This window comes from Lentzea sp. DG1S-22 (assembly GCF_036321065.1).
Lineage (GTDB): Bacteria > Actinomycetota > Actinomycetes > Mycobacteriales > Pseudonocardiaceae > Lentzea > Lentzea jiangxiensis.
In genome coordinates this window covers 4,484,738-4,500,983 of record NZ_CP143276.1, presented here as the reverse complement: position 1 = coordinate 4,500,983, position 16,246 = coordinate 4,484,738, and the positions used below count along the sequence as shown (strand labels likewise).

Sequence of the window (16,246 nt, the reverse complement as noted above, 5' to 3'; positions counted from 1 at the left end):
CGTGCTGCGCTCGTCCGTCCAACTGTCCGACCTCGCCTTCGACGTGCTGTGGAAGCAGGAGAAGCTGGGGGCGTACCACCCCGCGCTGTCGGTCGGCTCGCCGGGGGAGAACGAGGACGAGCGGGTGCTCATCGAGCGCGACGTCATCGGTGAGCTGCGCCGCGTCGGGCTCGACCACCCGGACGTCCGGGGCACGCTGCACCTGATCGCCAAGGCGGACAACGACTATTCGGCGTGGATCGCCCTCACGCCGAACGAGACGAGGCCCGTCGTGGTGGCGGCGAACGCGCAGCACGGCGTGCTCGCCGTGCACGACAACGGGTACGTGCAGCTGCACCCGATCCGTCCGGAGAACGCGCCGGAGGTCCTCGCGATGCAGCTGCCGGACGTCCCGCCCGGCAAGGGCGCGTCGATCAACGTGCACGCGTCGGAGCTCAACGTCCACCAGCCCGGCAAGGCGTCGCCGTCGACCTCGCTGCGCCAGCTGCTCGCCCAGCCCCGCAGGGGAACGGCGAAGCTGTACGCGGCCAAGGGGAGCCCCGAGGGCAGGCAGCGGGCCAGGACCTTCCTCACCACGATCGACTTCGAGGACGGCCGCTGGCTCGTGGTCCGCTACACCGACCAGAACCACCAGACGTGGGTCCACGCCACGCCCGCGTCGCGGCAGATCATCACCGACTGGCTCAAGCGCCTGACGTGACCAGCACCGCCCGGGGTGGGCCCGCTGGAGTTCACCCCGGGTTCGGCCGCTGGTCAGAACGGCGGACTAGAAACCGCGCATGACCTTCGACCGTCGCACGTTGTTCAAGGCAGGCGCACTGGGCACGGCCGCGGCGCTGGTGCCCTCGGGCACCGGCCTCGCGAAGACCGACCGCCCGATCCTCACCCACGGCGTGCAGTCCGGCGACGTGACCTGGGACGGCGGCATCGTGTGGACGCGCGCCGACCGCCCGTCCCGGATGCTCGTCGAGGTGTCCAACGACCCGCGGTTCCGCCTCTCCCACCGCTTCCAGGGCCCGTTGCTCACGCCGGAGACCGGCGGAACGGGGCAGGTCAGGGTGTCCGGTCTCCTCCCGGGCCGTCCCGCCTACTACCGCGTCACGGCCGAGGACCTGAGCGGCCGCACCCGCAGCGAACCGCTCACCGGCAGCTTCTCCACGGCCCCGCTCGGCCGTGACGGGGTGCGGTTCGTGTGGTCCGGTGACGTCGCCGGCCAGGGCTGGGGCATCAACCCCGACCTCGGCGGCATGCCGATCTTCAAGGCCATGGCCGACCGCAGGCCCGACTTCTTCATCCACAGCGGCGACACCGTCTACTCCGACAACCCGATGAAGGAGACGGTGGCGCTCCCCGACGGCCGGATCTGGCGCAACGTCGTCACGCCGGAGAAGGCCAAGGTGGCCGAGACGCTCGACGAGTACCGCGGCCAGTTCGCCTACAACCTGCTCGACGAGAACGTGAAGCGCTTCGCCGCCCGGGTCCCGAGCTTCGTGCAGTGGGACGACCACGAGGTCACGAACAACTGGTACCCCGGCGAAATCCTCGACTCGCCGCTCTACACCGAGAAGCGCGTGGACGTGCTGGCCCAGCGGGCTTTCCAGGCGTTCCACGAGTGGATGCCGATCGACCGGCAGCGCGCGGTCGACGGCCGCGTCTACCGGAAGTTCGCCTACGGCCGCAACGTCGAGGTCTTCGTGCTCGACATGCGCACCTACAAGGACCGCAACACCTCGCCCAAGGACCAGCCGGGCGTGGTCCTCGGCGCGAGGCAGGCGAAGTGGCTCGTCGACGGGCTCAGCCGCAGCACCGCCACGTGGAAGATCATCGCGGCGGACCTGCCGATCGGCCTGGTCGTCCCCGACGGCACCGACGTCGAGGGCGTCGCGAACGGCCTGCCGGGCGCGCCCAACGGCCGTGAGCACGAGATCGCGTGGGTGCTCAGGGAGCTGAAGCGCCGCCGCGTCAAGAACACCGTGTGGCTGACCGCGGACGTGCACTACACCGCCGCGCACCACTACTCGCCCGACCGCGCGGCCGTGGGCGACTTCGACCCGTTCTGGGAGTTCGTCTCCGGACCGCTGCACTCCGGCGCGTTCGGCCCGAACGCGCTCGACCCGACGTTCGGGCCGCAGGCCGTGTTCGTGCACGCCCCGCCCGTCGCCAACACCTCGCCGCTGGACGGGTTCCAGCACTTCGGCGAGGTGGAGGCGACGCGGCACGAGCTCACGGTGTGGCTGCGCGACGCCACGGGCGCCTCGCTGTGGTCCAAAACGCTCAGCGCCGCCTGACCGGAGCCGTAGTGTCGGACGCGTGCCCATCTCGTTCGACGCCACCGGCTTCCACCAGATCGACCAGAACACCTGGCAGCACCGCAACGGTGACCAGGTCCGGCTGACCTACCACGGCGTGGTCCCCGACCTGCCCGCCGGACTGGACGACCTGCCGGAGCTCAGGCACGGTCTCGCCCTGGTCCACGGCGAGACCGGGTGCCTGGTCGAGGCCCACGTCGTCCAGCTCGGCGGGACGCCGGCGCTGCTGCGGATCGTCAAGCTGCCGTTGCCGGACCAGCCGAACGGGCAGGTGTTCGTCGCCTCCTTCACGGTGCCGAAGGAACGCAGCAGCGCCGTGCTGCTGCTCGTGGCGCCGGAACGCGGCATGACCGGCGCGCGCGAGGCCGTGCTGGCCGCCGAGATCGGGTTCGAGAACTGGGTCAGGCCCCACCCGTACGCGCCGGAGCTGGAGGGCGTGCTCCCGTTCCACGCGGGCGACGACCCGCGTTACGACGCACGGTTCCCCGACCACCCGTTGACGCGTGTGCGCGCGTGGGCGCACCACGTGGTCCGTACGGCGCAGGTCGATCCGGGGTTCGCCTCGCTGCCGCCGTTCCGCGTCCAGGCGCCGCCGCCTCCCGTCGAACCGGGCCAGACGCTGTCGACCGCGCTGCCGAGCCTGCCGGTCAAGGACTTCGTCGGCCTGCGGATCGGGGAACGGACGACGTACTGGCGCATGACCGACCCGAAGCTCGCCGAGGTGCTCGGCCGCGGCCTGATGGGTCGCTCGCCGCTCGCGGAGACCCGGTTCCGCGACATGCTGCTGATCGACGTCGAGACCGGTGACGCGATGATCCCCGACCGCTTCACCACCAACGGCCAGATGACCGCGCACAGCACGCGTTTGCAGCAGGTCACGCTGCAGGAGGCGGACGCGGCGCTCTCCGACGACGACGTCATGGACGCCTTCAAGTGGGCGGGCCGCATGTGCGGTGCCGCGGCGGAGCGCGGCGAGTTCCTGTCCCTGGAACCGATCGAGAACGACGGCGAGCAGGCCGATCCGCACGTCCTCCTGGCCGTGCAGCCGCACGAGGGCCGGCAGGTGGTGATCGCCCAGTTCTCGCCGCCGCCGTCCGGGGGACCGCTCGCGGGCGCGACGAGCCGCACCGCTCCCGCCACGGCGGAGTCGGTCGAGGGCATCGGTGTGCTCGCCGGGCTCGCGGTCAACGAGTGGCGCTCCCATCCGCTGAAGATGGCGATCACCTACCGGCGTTCCGCAAGCTGACTGCAAATATTTGCAGAGCACGACGTATTGTTTCCCGCTGTTTGTCGTGGTTTCGTGCAGCAACCCTGCAAGAAGTTGCGACAAGGAGGTCGCGATGCGTCGGGTCGTCGCCGCGCTCGCTGCACTGGTTCTGCTACCCCTCACACCGGCCCAGGCCGTTGCCGCTCCACCGCAACGCCTTGCCGTGGGCGAGGTGGTGGACGTCGCGCCCGGTGTGCGCGACGGGGACGCGAGGCTCGCCTTGCCGCCCCGGCGCGACGACCTGCGGGGTGAGCGCTTCTACTTCGTGATGCCCGACCGGTTCGCGAACGGCGACACCGGCAACGACCGCGGTCGCTCGAACACCCCGGAACACGGGTTCGACCCCGCCGACAAGGGCTTCTACCACGGCGGTGACCTCAAGGGGCTGCACGGGAAGCTCGACTACCTCGACGGCATGGGCATCACGGCGATCTGGATGACGCCGATGTTCCTCAACCGCTGGGTGCAGGGCGACAGCGCCGGCTACCACGGCTACTGGACGACCGACTTCACCAAGCTCGACCCGCACTTCGGCACCACGCAGGAGATGCGCGACCTGATCCGCGACGCGCACCGCCGCGGCATCAAGGTCTTCTTCGACATCGTCGCGAACCACACCGCCGACGTCATCAAGTACGCCGAGGGCAAGACGCAGTACGTCTCGACCGGCGCGCAGCCGTACCTGGACGCCGACGGCAAGCCGTTCGACCTCGCCGACTACGCGGGCCGCGAGGACTTCCCGGAGCTCGACCCCGCGAAGTCGTTCCCGTACACGCCGGTGAAGCAGGGACCGACGAAGTTCCCGTTGTGGCTCAACGACTCCACGCTCTACCACAACCGCGGCGACTCGACGTTCTCCGGCGAGTCGAGCGAGCAGGGCGACTTCTCCGGCCTCGACGACCTGATGACCGAGCACCCGCGCGTGGTCAAGGGCATGAAGGACATCTTCACGAGCTGGATCGACACGCTCGACATCGACGGCTACCGCGTCGACACCGTCAAGCACGTGAACCTGGAGTTCTGGCAGGCGCTCGCGCCACACGTGAAGCAGTACGCGAACCGCAAGGGCAAGAAGGACTTCTTCGTCTTCGGTGAGGTCTTCGACTCCTCGCCCGAGAACACCTCGAAGTACACGACCGCCGGCAGGATGCAGGCGACGCTGGACTTCCCGTTCCAGAGCAGCGCCCTGAGCTTCCTGTCGGGCAAGGGTTCCCAGCGCCTCGGCGAGGTGCTGCTGGACGACGACCGCTACACCGACGCCGACTCCAACGCCTCGTCGCTGCCCACGTTCCTCGGCAACCACGACATGGGCCGCATCGCGTGGATGATCCGCAACGACAAGCCCGGCATCTCGGACGCCGAGCTGCTGGAGCGCCTCAAGCTCGGCAACTCCCTGATGTACCTGTGGCGCGGCAACCCGGTCGTCTACTACGGCGACGAGCAGGGGTTCGCGGGCACGGGTGGCGACAAGCTCGCACGTCAGGACATGTTCGCCTCGAAGACGCCGGAGTACATGGCGGAGAAGCTCGTCGGCTCCGACCGCACGGGTGCTGTGGACAACTTCAACACCGCACATCCGCTCTACCAGCAGCTCAAGGCCCTGGCCGCGCAGGTCGACAGGGACCCGGTGTGGCGGGACGGCAACCAGGTCCTCCGGTACGCGGACGGGGACGTGTTCGCGTTCAGCCGCATCCTCGGCCGTGAGCACCTCGTCGTCGCCAACGCCGGCACCTCGCCCGCGACCGTCACCGTTCCCGTGTCGTCCGCGGGCTTCGAGAACGCGCAGGTCCAGAACGGTCGCGTCACGGTGACCGTGCCCGCCCTGTCGACGGTGGTGCTCGAGGGCACCGGCGACGTCGCCCGGTCCAAGCCGTCGCCGACGCTGGTCGCCCCGGCCGCCGGAACGGTGCTGGACGAGCGCGTCGAGCTCCGCGCGGACGGCATCAGCGCCCCCAACGCGGCGGCCACGTTCGCCGCGCGCGTCGAGGGCACCCGCGAGTGGACCGTGCTCGGCACCGACGACGCCGCTCCCTACCGGGTGTTCGCCGACCTGTCGGCACTTCCGGGTGCCGCGGCCGGCAAGCGCGTCGAACTGCGCGTGGTCGCGAAGTCCGGCGAGATCGGCGCGGACGGCGCGTTCGTCTCGCTCGTGGCCGCGCCGCCGCTGCCGGACCCCGGGACGAAGAACCCGGACTGGCTGGTCGTGCACTACGCCCGCGACAACCACGACGGCTGGGGCCTGCACGTCTGGGGCGACGTCGAGACGCCGACCGAGTGGAGCGCTCCTCTGCCGTTCGCGGGTGAGGACGCCTACGGGCGCTTCGCGTGGGTGAAGCTGAAGCCGGGGGCCAAGTCCGTCGGGATCATCGCGCACAAGGGCGACGAGAAGGACACCTCCGCCGACCGGGTCGTGGATCCGAGCGTGACGCCCGAGGTGTGGCTGAAGCAGGGTGACCCGGCCGTGCACCCGTCCGAGCAGGCGGCCACGGGCAAGGCGGTCGTGCACTACGTCGGTGACGCCACGGGAGCCGTGGTGCGCGTGGCCGGACGCGGCGACGTGCCGTTCACCGGCGGCATCGCCGAGCTCCCGCCGACCACCGACTTCTCCGTCGTGCGCGGCACGACCGTCGAGGCCACGGGCAAGTTCACGAGCGGCCACGCGTGGGTCGCGAACGGCAAGGTGCACGCCACCAAGGCCGCCGCCGAGAACCGCGCGGTGATCCACTACCACCGCCCGGACGGCGACTACACGGACTGGACGATGTACCACTGGACGGGTTCCGCGGAACCCTCACCGGGGTGGAACCAGTCGCGGGTGCCGGACGGACGCGACCAGTTCGGTGTCTACTGGTCGGTGCCGCTCGCGGCCGGCGCGGCGGGCCTGAGCTACCTCCTCCACCGCGGCGACACCAAGGACCCGGGTCCCGACCAGTTCCTCGACCTGGGCCAGAAGGGGAACGAGGTGTGGCAGTTGCAGGGCGACGAGACCTACCTGCTCCCGCCGAACGCCGGTCCGGCCGCCGATGACGACCTGACCAAGGCCAAGGCGATCTGGATCTCCAAGGACAGGGTCGTCTGGGACGTGCCGTCCGTGCAGTCCGACGGCTACCGCCTCGAGTACGGCTCGAAGGTGTTGCGGCTCTCGCCCACCACCGAGGAGGTTCCGGCGCGGTTCCCGCACCTCAAGGGCAAGCCGGTGTTCGCCGTGCGCGGGTTCGTCGACGAGGCGTTGCGGGACAGGCTCTCCGCCGTCCACGTCGACGCGGGAGGGGCGATCCGGCACCGCACGCGCGTGCAGATCGCGGGCGTGCTGGACGACCGCTACGCCGCCGCGGCGACGAAGCTGACGTTCGGGCCGGAGTTCCACCGCGACCGCGCGTCGGTCCGGCTGTGGGCGCCGACCGCGCGGAACGTGAAGCTGCGCCTGTTCGACGAGCCGTCCGGTGAGCCTCGGAAGGTCGTGCAGCTCGAGCGCGACGACGCCTCGGGTTCGTGGTCCGGGCACGGCAACTGGAAGAACAGGTACTACCAGTTCGAGGTCACCGACTGGCAGCGCACGGTCGTGGTCACCGACCCGTACTCCGTCGCGCTGTCGGTGAACTCGACGCACTCCCAGTTCGCCGACCTGCGGGACGGCCGGACGATGCCCGCCGACTGGTCGAAGGACGTCGCGAAGGGCATCGGCGGCGCGATCACCGAGCTGCACGTGCGCGACTTCTCGATCAACGACCAGTCCGTCCCGGCGGCGGACCGCGGCACGTACAAGGCGTTCACGCACCGCGACTCGACCGGCATGAAGCACCTGAAGACGCTGGCCGCGGCGGGCATGGACACCGTGCACCTGCTGCCGACGTTCGACATCGCCACGATTCCCGAGAAGCGCTCCGAGCAGGCCACCCCGGCCTGTGACCTGCCCTCGCTGCCCGCGGACTCCGACCGGCAGCAGGCGTGCATCGGCGAGGTGGCGGCGAAGGACGGCTTCAACTGGGGCTACGACCCGTTCCACTACGACGTGCCCGAGGGCTCGTACGCCACGGCGGACGCGCAGAACGGCTGGGCACGCTCGAAGCAGTACCGCGAGATGGTGAAGTCGTTGCACGACAACGGCAACCGCGTGGTGGTGGACGTCGTCTACAACCACACGGCGGCGTTCGGCGACGCACCGACGTCCGTGCTCGACAAGGTCGTGCCCGGCTACTACCAGCGGCTCAACCTCGACGGCTCGGTCGCGAACTCCACCTGCTGCGCCAACACCGCGACCGAGAACGCCATGATGGGCAAGCTCGTCGTCGACTCGGTCGTGCGCTGGGCGAAGAACTACAAGGTCGACGGGTTCCGGTTCGACCTGATGGGACACCACCCGAAGGCGAACATGCTCGCGGTGCGCGCGGCCCTGGACGCGCTGACCGTCGAGAAGGACGGCGTGGACGGCCGCAAGATCGGCGTCTACGGCGAGGGCTGGGACTTCGGCGAGGTCGCGGGCAACGCGCGGTTCGAGCAGGCCACCCAGGCCAACATGGCCGGAACGGGCATCGGCACGTTCAGCGACCGGCTCCGCGACGCGGTGCGCGGTGGCGGTCCGTTCGACGACGACCCGCGCGTGCAGGGCCTCGGCTCCGGCCTGGCCGGGGACGTGAACTCCTCGCCCGCGAACGGCGACGTCGCCGCGCGCCTGGAGAACTACAGCGACCTGGTGAAGCTGGGCATGGCGGGCAACATGGCGTCGTACCGCTTCCAGTCGACCGCCGGGCCGGTCGTCTCCGGCCGGGACGTGCGGTACAACGGCTCCCCGGCGGGCTACACCGGTCAGCCGCTGGAGGCGATCACGTACGTGGACGCGCACGACAACGAGGCGTTGTTCGACGCGTTGATGTACAAGCTGAAGCCGGAGACCTCGATGGCCGACCGGGTGAAGATGCAGACGGTCTCGCTGGCGCCGGCGCTGCTCGGCCAGGGGCGTCCGTTCGTGCACGCGGGCACGGAGTTCCTGCGCTCGAAGTCGTTGGACCGCAACAGCTACGACTCGGGGGACTGGTTCAACGCCTACGACCCGTCGTTGCGCGACAACGGGTTCGGCCGCGGGCTGCCGCCCAAGGCCGACAACGAGGCGAAGTGGCCGTACGCCAAGCCGTTGCTGGGGCTGGCGAAACCGACCTCCGCGGACATGAGGGCCTCGCTGGACGCGACCCTGGAACTGCTGCGGATCCGGCAGCTCTCGCCGCTGTTCTCGCTCGGGTCGGCCGACCTCGTGCAGCAGAAGGTCTCGTTCCCCGCCGCCGAGCCGGGCGTGATCGTCATGCACGTGGACGACACGGTCGGACCGGACGTCGACAGGGCGCGGCGCGGGCTGGTCGTGGTGATCAACCCGTACCCGATCGAGAAGGCCGTGACGCTGCCCGCCGGTGACTGGAGGCCGCTGACCAGCGAGAAGAAGGCGGGAGCTGCGCGTTCTGTGGTAGTGCTGGAGCGATAGTTCCGCTGAGAAATAGTTTGGTTCTAGATTAGTTTGGTACCGTGGTGCCATGGGCACGACGGGGTGTACTGACCTGATGATGCTGCTGCATCGGACGGGACACGCACTGGAGACCGAACTGACGGCGAGGCTCGCGGAGATCGGACTGACTCCGCGAGCCCGCTGCGTTCTGTCCAGCGCGCTGGACGCGGGCCTCACGCAGACCGAGATCGCCGACATGGTCAGCATCGACAAGACGACCATGGTCGTCACGATGGACGCCCTGGAGTCCGCCGGGTACGCCGAGCGCAAGCCGTCGGCGACGGACCGCCGCGCTCGCGTCGTGGTCGTGACCGAGCTGGGCCGCCAGATCGTGGCGAAGGCCGACGACCTGTACGGGGAGGTCGTGGGCAGCGTGCTGGGCTCGTTGCCGGAAAACGAGCGCCTCGGCATGGTCAACGGCCTCACGAGGCTGGTCGAGGGCCGTCTCAGCACCCCGATGCCGTGTGAGAAGCCGCCTCGCAAGCGTGCTCTGCGTCATGCGATCGGGTAGGAGATAGTCCCGTACAAAACTATCTGTTACGGTTCCTCTCATGACTACAGGGGGATCGAAGACCGACGCGCGCTGGCTCGCGCTGGTCGTGCTGTGCGCGGGGATGTTGATGATCGTGCTGGACCAGACGATCGTGAACGTCGCGCTGCCCGCGATCGAGGAGGACCTGAAGTTCGGCCAGGCCGGGCTGGCCTGGGTCGTCAACGCGTACCTGATCGCCTACGGCGGTCTGCTCCTGCTCGCGGGTCGCCTCGGTGACCTGATCGGGCACAAGAAGGTGTTCCTGATCGGCCTCGGCGTCTTCACGGTCGCGTCGCTGCTGTGCGGCTTGGCCGTGAGCTCCGAGATGCTGATCGTGTCGCGGTTCGTGCAGGGCGCGGGCGGTGCGCTGGCCACGTCCGTGACGCTGGGCATGGTCGTGACGATGTTCCCCGAGCCCGACGAGCAGCGGCGTGCCATCGGCGTGTTCAGCTTCGTCGCGGCGGCCGGTGCGTCCATCGGCCTGCTGCTCGGCGGTGTGCTCACGGACGCGATGTCGTGGCACTGGATCTTCTTCGTGAACATCCCGATCGGCATCGTGGCCGCCGTCGCCGCCGTGCGCCTGGTGCCGGACTCCGCCGGGCTGGGTCTGCGCGAGGGCGCGGACGTCCTGGGCGCGCTGCTGATCGTCGCCGCGGTGATGCTCGGCGTCTACACGATCGTCAAGGCCGAGCACTACGGCTTCGGCTCCGCGCACACCCTCGGACTGGGTGCCGTCGCGCTGGCGTTGCTGGCGGGATTCGTGCTGCGCCAGCGGACTGCGGAGAAGCCGCTGCTGCCGCTGCGCGTGTTCAAGTCCCGCAACGTCAGCGGCGCGAACCTGGTGCAGATCTCGATGGTCGCCGGCATGTTCGGGCTGTTCTTCCTCGGCACGCTCTACATGCAGCTCGTGCTGCAGTACACGCCGTTGCAGATCGGCCTCGCGTTCATGCCCGTGGCGGTGGCGATCGCGGTGTTCTCGGTGTCGCTCTCGGCACGCCTGAACGCGCGGTTCGGCGAGCGGAACATGCTGATCCTGGGCCTGTCCCTGATGCTCGTCGGCATGCTGGTGTTCACGCAGGTGCCGGTCGACGGCTCGTACGTGGCGCACATCCTGCCCGCCGTGGCGCCGATCGGCATCGGCATGGGCCTGTCGTTCCCGGCTCTGATGACGCTCGCGATGTCGGGTGCGGCGCACGACGAGGCCGGGCTCGCGTCCGGTCTGGTGAACACGACCGCGCAGGTCGGCGGCGCCCTGGGGCTCGCGGTGCTCGCCACGACCTCGACGACCTACACGTCGTCGTTGCTCGCGTCGGGGGTCGGTCGGCTGGAGGCGCTGACCTCGGGCTTCCACCTGGCGTTCTGGATCTCCGCCGTGCTCGTGGCGGTGGCGCTGGCACTCGCGGTGTTCGTGCTGCGGCAGGTCGCCGTGTCCCGCGACGCCAAGCCTGTTCTGGTGCACTGACGCAGAAAGGGGTGCGTGCCGGTTCCCCGGCCCGCACCCCCTTCCCGAGCTGCTCAGACCTGCAGTTCGTTCTCGATGCGCCTGAGCTGGTGGCGCGCCGGCGCGAGGTTCGACTGGTCGCGCTCCAGCACGAGGTACAGGAAGAGCGACCCCCGGGTCTTCACACCGCTCATCAGCCTGATCAGGTGGTACTGGCGGTGCAGGGTGATCAGGATGTCCTCGATGGTGTCGTTGAGGCCGAGGGTCTGCATCACCCGGAGCTTCGACCGGACGACCTCGGTGTTGCCGGCCGCCGCGATCTCCAGGTTCAGCCAGTCGCCTCCACCGCTGGTGCCGAGCGACATCCCGCTGTCGTAGTCGACCAGCGCGACGCCGACGGCGCCGGAGATGGACATGGCCTCTTTCATCGCGATATCGATGTTCATCAGACTCCACTTTTCTGCGTCAACTGGTGACCGGGATGACGTGATCGATTCGCCGGGCTCCGGCCGGGGCGGACACGTCTCCACATGGACGAGAGCAACGAGCCAAGGGCGGACATGTGCGGCGACCATTTTTTGTTCGGTGGACGGTGCGCTAGGTGGTCATGATCGAGCCGATCCGCTCGATCGCCGGACGGGTTTCGTGGAGAAGGCGTCCGAGGTTCAGTCCTTTGTCCCCGAGCACGACCATCAGAGCCGTTCTGCTGATGGAGTACACGGCCATGTAGCCTTCGCTGCCGAAAACGACGGTCTGGCTGAGCTTGCCCAGAACGATCACCTCCGATGCCTGGCGGGCGATTCCCAGATCGGCGGCGGCGAGTGCGGAGATGTGCGCGGGCTCGACGTTCTTCACCACGTCGGTGAGAATGGGAATCCCGTCGGACGCGGCCAGCACCGTGTCGGTCACCCCGGCGACGTTCTCCCGGAGCTTCCGCAGTTCGGCGGCCAAGGCGTCGTAGTCCAATGTTGTTCCTTTCCGCTGGTCCGCCCCGCCGCGACCCGAGGGCGCAGCGAGGGCAGCCCCCGGTGTGAAAAACTGGAAGCGGTCGCGAGCGGAGCGATTTCCAGCAGTTCCTCACCGAGCATCCGGGAGATCTCGACGGTGACCGGGTGCAGGCCCCTGCCGGTCGCGAACGCGATGTCCCTCGCGCTGCGCCTCCCGGTCGCGTGCGCGACGATCTCCCGCCGCCGCGCGGGCAGCCCGGACGGGTCGGTCCCGTCGGCGGCCACCACCCGGTCCCGGTAGGGCGACAGCGGGAACGGGAGCGCGGTGATCTCGTGGAGCCGGTCCGCCACGTCCGCCGGCAACAGGCCGGGGGCAACGCCTCCGCCCGTGGTCAGCAGGGGTGTCTCACCGGGATCGCCGACGACGCACTTCTCCACGTCACCGGCGGCGACCGCGAAAGCCGCGTCCCGCAGCGCGGCCCTCGCGAGGGCTTGGACCTCGGCGGCCTCGAGCCCGCACCGGGTGACGAGCGCCGCGCGAACGACCGGGGCCCGGCGCTCTCCGCGAGTGCCGCTTCCCAGTCCTCCGCGCTCACCCGCCCTGACTTCACCAGCAGCGTCTCCATTCCGGGGGAGCCGGCGCTGTCGACCGCGATCACCACACCGCGACGCAGGTGGAACAGCCCGCCCGCATTACCGGAAACGCACAATGCTCCCGTGGTCCGATCCGCGTGGCACTGCGTCAAGGCGTCGGCGAGGACGCCGAATGCGGCTCGATGGTCGCCTAACAGAAGTCACTCCGGGTTATTTCGGTCTTGCAGAACGGAATCGGAACGAATGATCACCCGATCGGGCACTTATTCCTCATCGAAAGAGCGATCGGCGCCGTTACTTCCTACCCGCAGGTGTCGGAAAAGTGCGCCAGGTACCACACGATCGAGTGAACGATTCCAGTTCGTGCGGCAATGTGGATCCTGTATTTATCGGGTGCCTATCGAAACTGTGCCTGGTTTTCTCGCGCGGACGGACAAGGTCGGTGCGTAAAAATGCGAAGTCGGGGTCGCGCGCTTTCGGCGTCTTGACGAAGCCGGCTTCGTCGCGAACACGCACCTTGTCGGGCCGGTTCTGCGGCCGGTCGCGTGCCCGGCGCCGGGGGTACCGCCGGTCACAGCCCTCCCGAACTGCGCTCGCCGTGCGCGGCTACCCTTGCTCGCACATCCCGTACCTGTTCCCCAAGGAGTCACACCGTCGTGTCCGAGCGCACCCTGGTTCTCGTTAAGCCCGATGGCGTCGCCCGTGGTCTCGTCGGCGAGGTGATCGCCCGCATCGAGCGCAAGGGCCTGAAGCTCGCCGCCCTCGAGCTGCGCACCGCCGACCGCGCCACCGCTGAGCAGCACTACGCGGAGCACGACGGCAAGCCGTTCTACGGCGACCTGGTCGACTTCATCACCGGCGGGCCGCTCGTCGCCCTGGTCGTGGAGGGTGTCCGGGCGATCCCGGCCTTCCGCCAGCTGGCCGGTGGCACCGACCCCGTCGAGAAGGCCACGCCCGGCACGATCCGCGGCGACTTCGGCACCGAGGTCCAGTACAACCTGGTGCACGGGTCGGACTCCGCCGAGTCGGCCGAGCGCGAGATCAAGATCTGGTTCCCGAACCTCTGAGTGGGGTTGGGGAGTCGAAGGGGCCTTCACCGGGTTTCGGTGGGGGCCCTTCGTTTTTCCGATCTTGTCGGACCACCTGGGTACGTTGAGATGTAGGGGTTCCCGGATCGGGGGGACGCCTGCGTCAGCTTGCGGTGCCGCCTTTCGGCGGTCGCGGGCTGTCGCTTTCGCGGGCTGTCGCTTTCGCGGGTGATCCGGGTGCGGATGCGGGTTCACCTGACGGCGGGCCGTCGGCGTCGCGTGATCTGGCCGCGACGTCGTGGTCAGGCTCGTCGGGGGCTGCTGCCCAGGCCGCCTGCCTTGGCGCCGTTGAGGATCGTGCCCTCGGGGTAGCCGAGCGGCAGGTACATCCACACGTCGTCCCACCGTTCGGTGCCCACGGCGATCGCGTTCGGCATCCGTCCGCACTCCCGGAAGCCGATGCTCTCGTAGAGCTCGATCGCGCCGTGGTTGTTGCCGCGCACGCCGAGCATGACGATCTCGATGCCCCTGGCGCGTGCGTTGCCGACCAGGCCCTCCACCACCAGGCGGCCCAGTCCCAGGCCGCGGGCGGACGGGTGCGCCATGACCTGCTGGACCTCGGCCCGGTGCTGGAACACGGCGGTCGAGCCTCGGCGCCACAGGCCCACTGCTCGTACGACGCCGTCCACGAGGGCCGCGGCGAAGGCGGCGTCGCCGTCCCGGACCTGCTTGAGGACCGTGTCGAGCCAGGTGGAGATGCGGTCGTAGGTCGGGGGCTGGTGGTAGCCGACCGCGCCGCCTGCTGCCACCACGTCGTGCACCACCGCGTGGATCTCGGCGCGGAGGTGGTCGTCGGCTTCGGTGAGCCAGTGCAGTTCCGGGGTGGGCATGGGGCGATCGTAATTGCGTCGAAAATTGTCGGAGGGGTTCGTTAACGTCGGGTGGGTGGACAACCTCGTTGAGGCCAAAGCTCTGACCAAGCACTTCGGATCGTTCGAGGCAGTGCGCGGGATCGACGTCGAGGTGCGCAGGGGTGAGGCGTTCGGGTTCCTCGGGCCCAACGGGGCGGGCAAGTCGTCGACCATGCGGATGATCTCGTGCGTCTCCGGGCGCACGGGCGGGGATCTCGAGGTGCTCGGCATGGACCCCGCCACGCAGGGGCCGAAGATCCGCGCGCGGCTGGGGGTGGTGCCGCAGCTCGACAACCTCGACACCGAGCTGACGGTGCGGCAGAACCTGCAGATCTACGGCCGGTACTTCGGGATGTCGCGGGCGAGGTGCCGGGAGAAGGCCGAGGAGTTGCTGGAGTTCGCGCAGCTGTCGGACCGGGCGGACCACGAGGTCGAGCCGTTGTCCGGCGGCATGAAGCGGCGGCTCACGATCGCGCGGTCGCTGGTGAACGACCCCGAGCTGCTGCTGCTCGACGAGCCGACGACCGGGTTGGACCCGCAGGCGCGACACCTGCTGTGGGACAGGCTGTTCCGGCTCAAGCAGGACGGCGTCACGCTGATCATCACGACGCACTACATGGACGAGGCCGAGCAGCTGTGCGACCGGCTCGTCGTCATGGACGGCGGGCGGATCGCGGCGGAGGGGTCGCCGAGCGAGTTGATCAACCGGTACTCCACCAAGGAGGTGCTGGAGCTGCGGTTCCAGCCCGGGGCGGAGAAACCGGACCTCGCGCGGTTCGCCGACAGGGTCGAGGTGTTGCCGGACCGGCTGTTGCTCTACACGCCGGACGGGGAGCAGACGCTCGCGAAGGTGCACGAGCAAGGGGTTCAGCCCGTGCAGAGCCTGGTGCGGCGCAGTTCGCTGGAGGACGTGTTCCTCCGGCTCACCGGCCGGACGCTGGTGGACTGATGGAGACGTTGAGGGCCTCCTGGTTCGGGTTCGAGAAGACCTGGACGTGGTACCGGCGCAACTGGCGCGCCACGGCGGTGTCGAGCTTCCTGACGCCGGTGCTGTTCCTGCTGGCGCTCGGGCTGGGGTTCGGGTCGCAGGTGCAGTCGACGGCGTTGATCGGGGGTGTGCCGTACCTGCAGTACCTCGCGCCCGCGCTGATCGTGGTCACGGCGGTGCAGGGGGCGACGTTCGAGTCGACGTACCCGGTCATGTCGCAGTTCATGTGGCAGAAGTCGTTCGTCGCGATGGTGGCCACGCCGATCACACCCGCGCAGGTGCTCTACTCGCAGGTCATGTGGATCGGCTCGCAGCTGCTGCTGCGGTCGGCGGTGTTCGTGGGCATCGCCGCCGCGCTCGGTGCGGCGGCCGGGCCGGGCATCCTGCTCGCCGTCCCGCTCGCGACGCTGGCCGGGCTCGCGTTCAGCGCGCCGCTCGTCGCCTACAGCGCGACGCTGGAGAAGCCGGACGTGTTCACCAACATCTTCCGGTTCGTGCTCATGCCGATGACGTTGTTCACCGGCGCGTTCTTCCCGGTCAGCCAGCTGCCGGACTGGCTGCTGCCGCTGGTGTGGCTCACGCCGGCGTGGCACGGCATCGAGCTCGCGCGCGGCGCGACGTTCGGCACGTTGGACCTGTTGCCCGCGTTGGGGCACATCGCGTACCTCGGGGCGTTGCTGGCCGTGGGGGTCGCGCTCGGCGTGAAGTTCTTCCACCGAAGGCTGGCGATGTGAC

At 69.3% G+C, this 16,246-nt stretch carries 13 protein-coding genes; 9 read left to right on the top strand and 4 right to left on the bottom strand.

What is annotated here, in order from left to right:
- Nucleotide 1 precedes the first annotated feature (1 nt).
- From V1227_RS20520 to V1227_RS20495, 6 genes are all read left to right on the top strand, one after another.
- Nucleotides 2–700, top strand: coding sequence for an ESX secretion-associated protein EspG (locus tag V1227_RS20520; RefSeq protein ID WP_329787215.1), 699 nt, complete (start codon nucleotides 2–4; stop codon nucleotides 698–700).
- 79 nt (nucleotides 701–779) lie between these two features.
- A complete protein-coding gene (locus tag V1227_RS20515) occupies nucleotides 780–2,288 on the top strand; it encodes an alkaline phosphatase D family protein (RefSeq protein ID WP_329787214.1) in 1,509 nt (502 codons plus the stop codon).
- A gap of 22 nt (nucleotides 2,289–2,310) precedes the next feature.
- Complete coding sequence (locus V1227_RS20510) at nucleotides 2,311–3,555, top strand: hypothetical protein (protein WP_329787213.1); 1,245 nt, start codon at nucleotides 2,311–2,313, stop codon at nucleotides 3,553–3,555.
- A gap of 94 nt (nucleotides 3,556–3,649) precedes the next feature.
- Nucleotides 3,650–9,049, top strand: a complete 5,400-nt coding sequence (gene pulA / locus V1227_RS20505; RefSeq protein WP_329787212.1) for a pullulanase-type alpha-1,6-glucosidase — start codon at nucleotides 3,650–3,652, stop codon at nucleotides 9,047–9,049.
- Nucleotides 9,050–9,098: 49 nt separating this feature from the next.
- Nucleotides 9,099–9,581: a MarR family winged helix-turn-helix transcriptional regulator gene (locus V1227_RS20500; protein WP_329787211.1), complete on the top strand. Its 483-nt coding sequence runs from the start codon at nucleotides 9,099–9,101 to the stop codon at nucleotides 9,579–9,581.
- 40 nt (nucleotides 9,582–9,621) lie between these two features.
- A complete protein-coding gene (locus V1227_RS20495; protein ID WP_329787210.1) occupies nucleotides 9,622–11,064 on the top strand; it encodes a DHA2 family efflux MFS transporter permease subunit in 1,443 nt (480 codons plus the stop codon).
- Nucleotides 11,065–11,117: 53 nt separating this feature from the next.
- Here V1227_RS20495 and V1227_RS20490 read toward each other — a convergent pair whose 3' ends face one another.
- The 3 genes from V1227_RS20490 to V1227_RS20480 form a co-directional block, all read right to left on the bottom strand.
- The gene (locus V1227_RS20490; protein WP_329787209.1) at nucleotides 11,118–11,489 is read right to left on the bottom strand and encodes a hypothetical protein; all 372 of its coding nucleotides are present in this window, start codon (nucleotides 11,487–11,489) and stop codon (nucleotides 11,118–11,120) included.
- A 151-nt stretch (nucleotides 11,490–11,640) separates the two neighbouring features.
- Entirely contained in the window at nucleotides 11,641–11,952 is a 312-nt protein-coding gene (locus V1227_RS20485) for a roadblock/LC7 domain-containing protein (RefSeq protein WP_329787208.1), read from the bottom strand.
- Nucleotides 11,949–12,428: a hypothetical protein gene (locus V1227_RS20480; protein ID WP_329787207.1), complete on the bottom strand. Its 480-nt coding sequence runs from the start codon at nucleotides 12,426–12,428 to the stop codon at nucleotides 11,949–11,951. The genes V1227_RS20485 and V1227_RS20480 overlap by 4 nt, the downstream gene beginning before the upstream one ends.
- An 812-nt stretch (nucleotides 12,429–13,240) precedes the next feature.
- Between V1227_RS20480 and ndk the strand changes: the two genes are divergently transcribed.
- Nucleotides 13,241–13,651 carry a nucleoside-diphosphate kinase gene (ndk, locus tag V1227_RS20475; protein WP_089928249.1) on the top strand — a complete coding sequence of 137 codons (411 nt, stop codon included), beginning with the start codon at nucleotides 13,241–13,243 and terminating at the stop codon, nucleotides 13,649–13,651.
- Nucleotides 13,652–13,914: 263 nt separating this feature from the next.
- On the opposite strand, the gene V1227_RS20470 is transcribed toward ndk, so the two are convergent.
- On the bottom strand, nucleotides 13,915–14,502 hold the full coding sequence (locus V1227_RS20470) for a GNAT family N-acetyltransferase (protein ID WP_329787206.1): 588 nt from the start codon (nucleotides 14,500–14,502) through the stop codon (nucleotides 13,915–13,917).
- A 55-nt stretch (nucleotides 14,503–14,557) separates the two neighbouring features.
- On the opposite strand from V1227_RS20470, the gene V1227_RS20465 reads away from it, so the two are divergent.
- A complete protein-coding gene (locus V1227_RS20465; RefSeq protein WP_329787205.1) occupies nucleotides 14,558–15,472 on the top strand; it encodes an ABC transporter ATP-binding protein in 915 nt (304 codons plus the stop codon).
- Entirely contained in the window at nucleotides 15,472–16,245 is a 774-nt protein-coding gene (locus V1227_RS20460; RefSeq protein ID WP_329787204.1) for an ABC transporter permease, read from the top strand. The genes V1227_RS20465 and V1227_RS20460 overlap by 1 nt, the downstream gene beginning before the upstream one ends.
- Nucleotide 16,246: the final 1 nt, after the last annotated feature.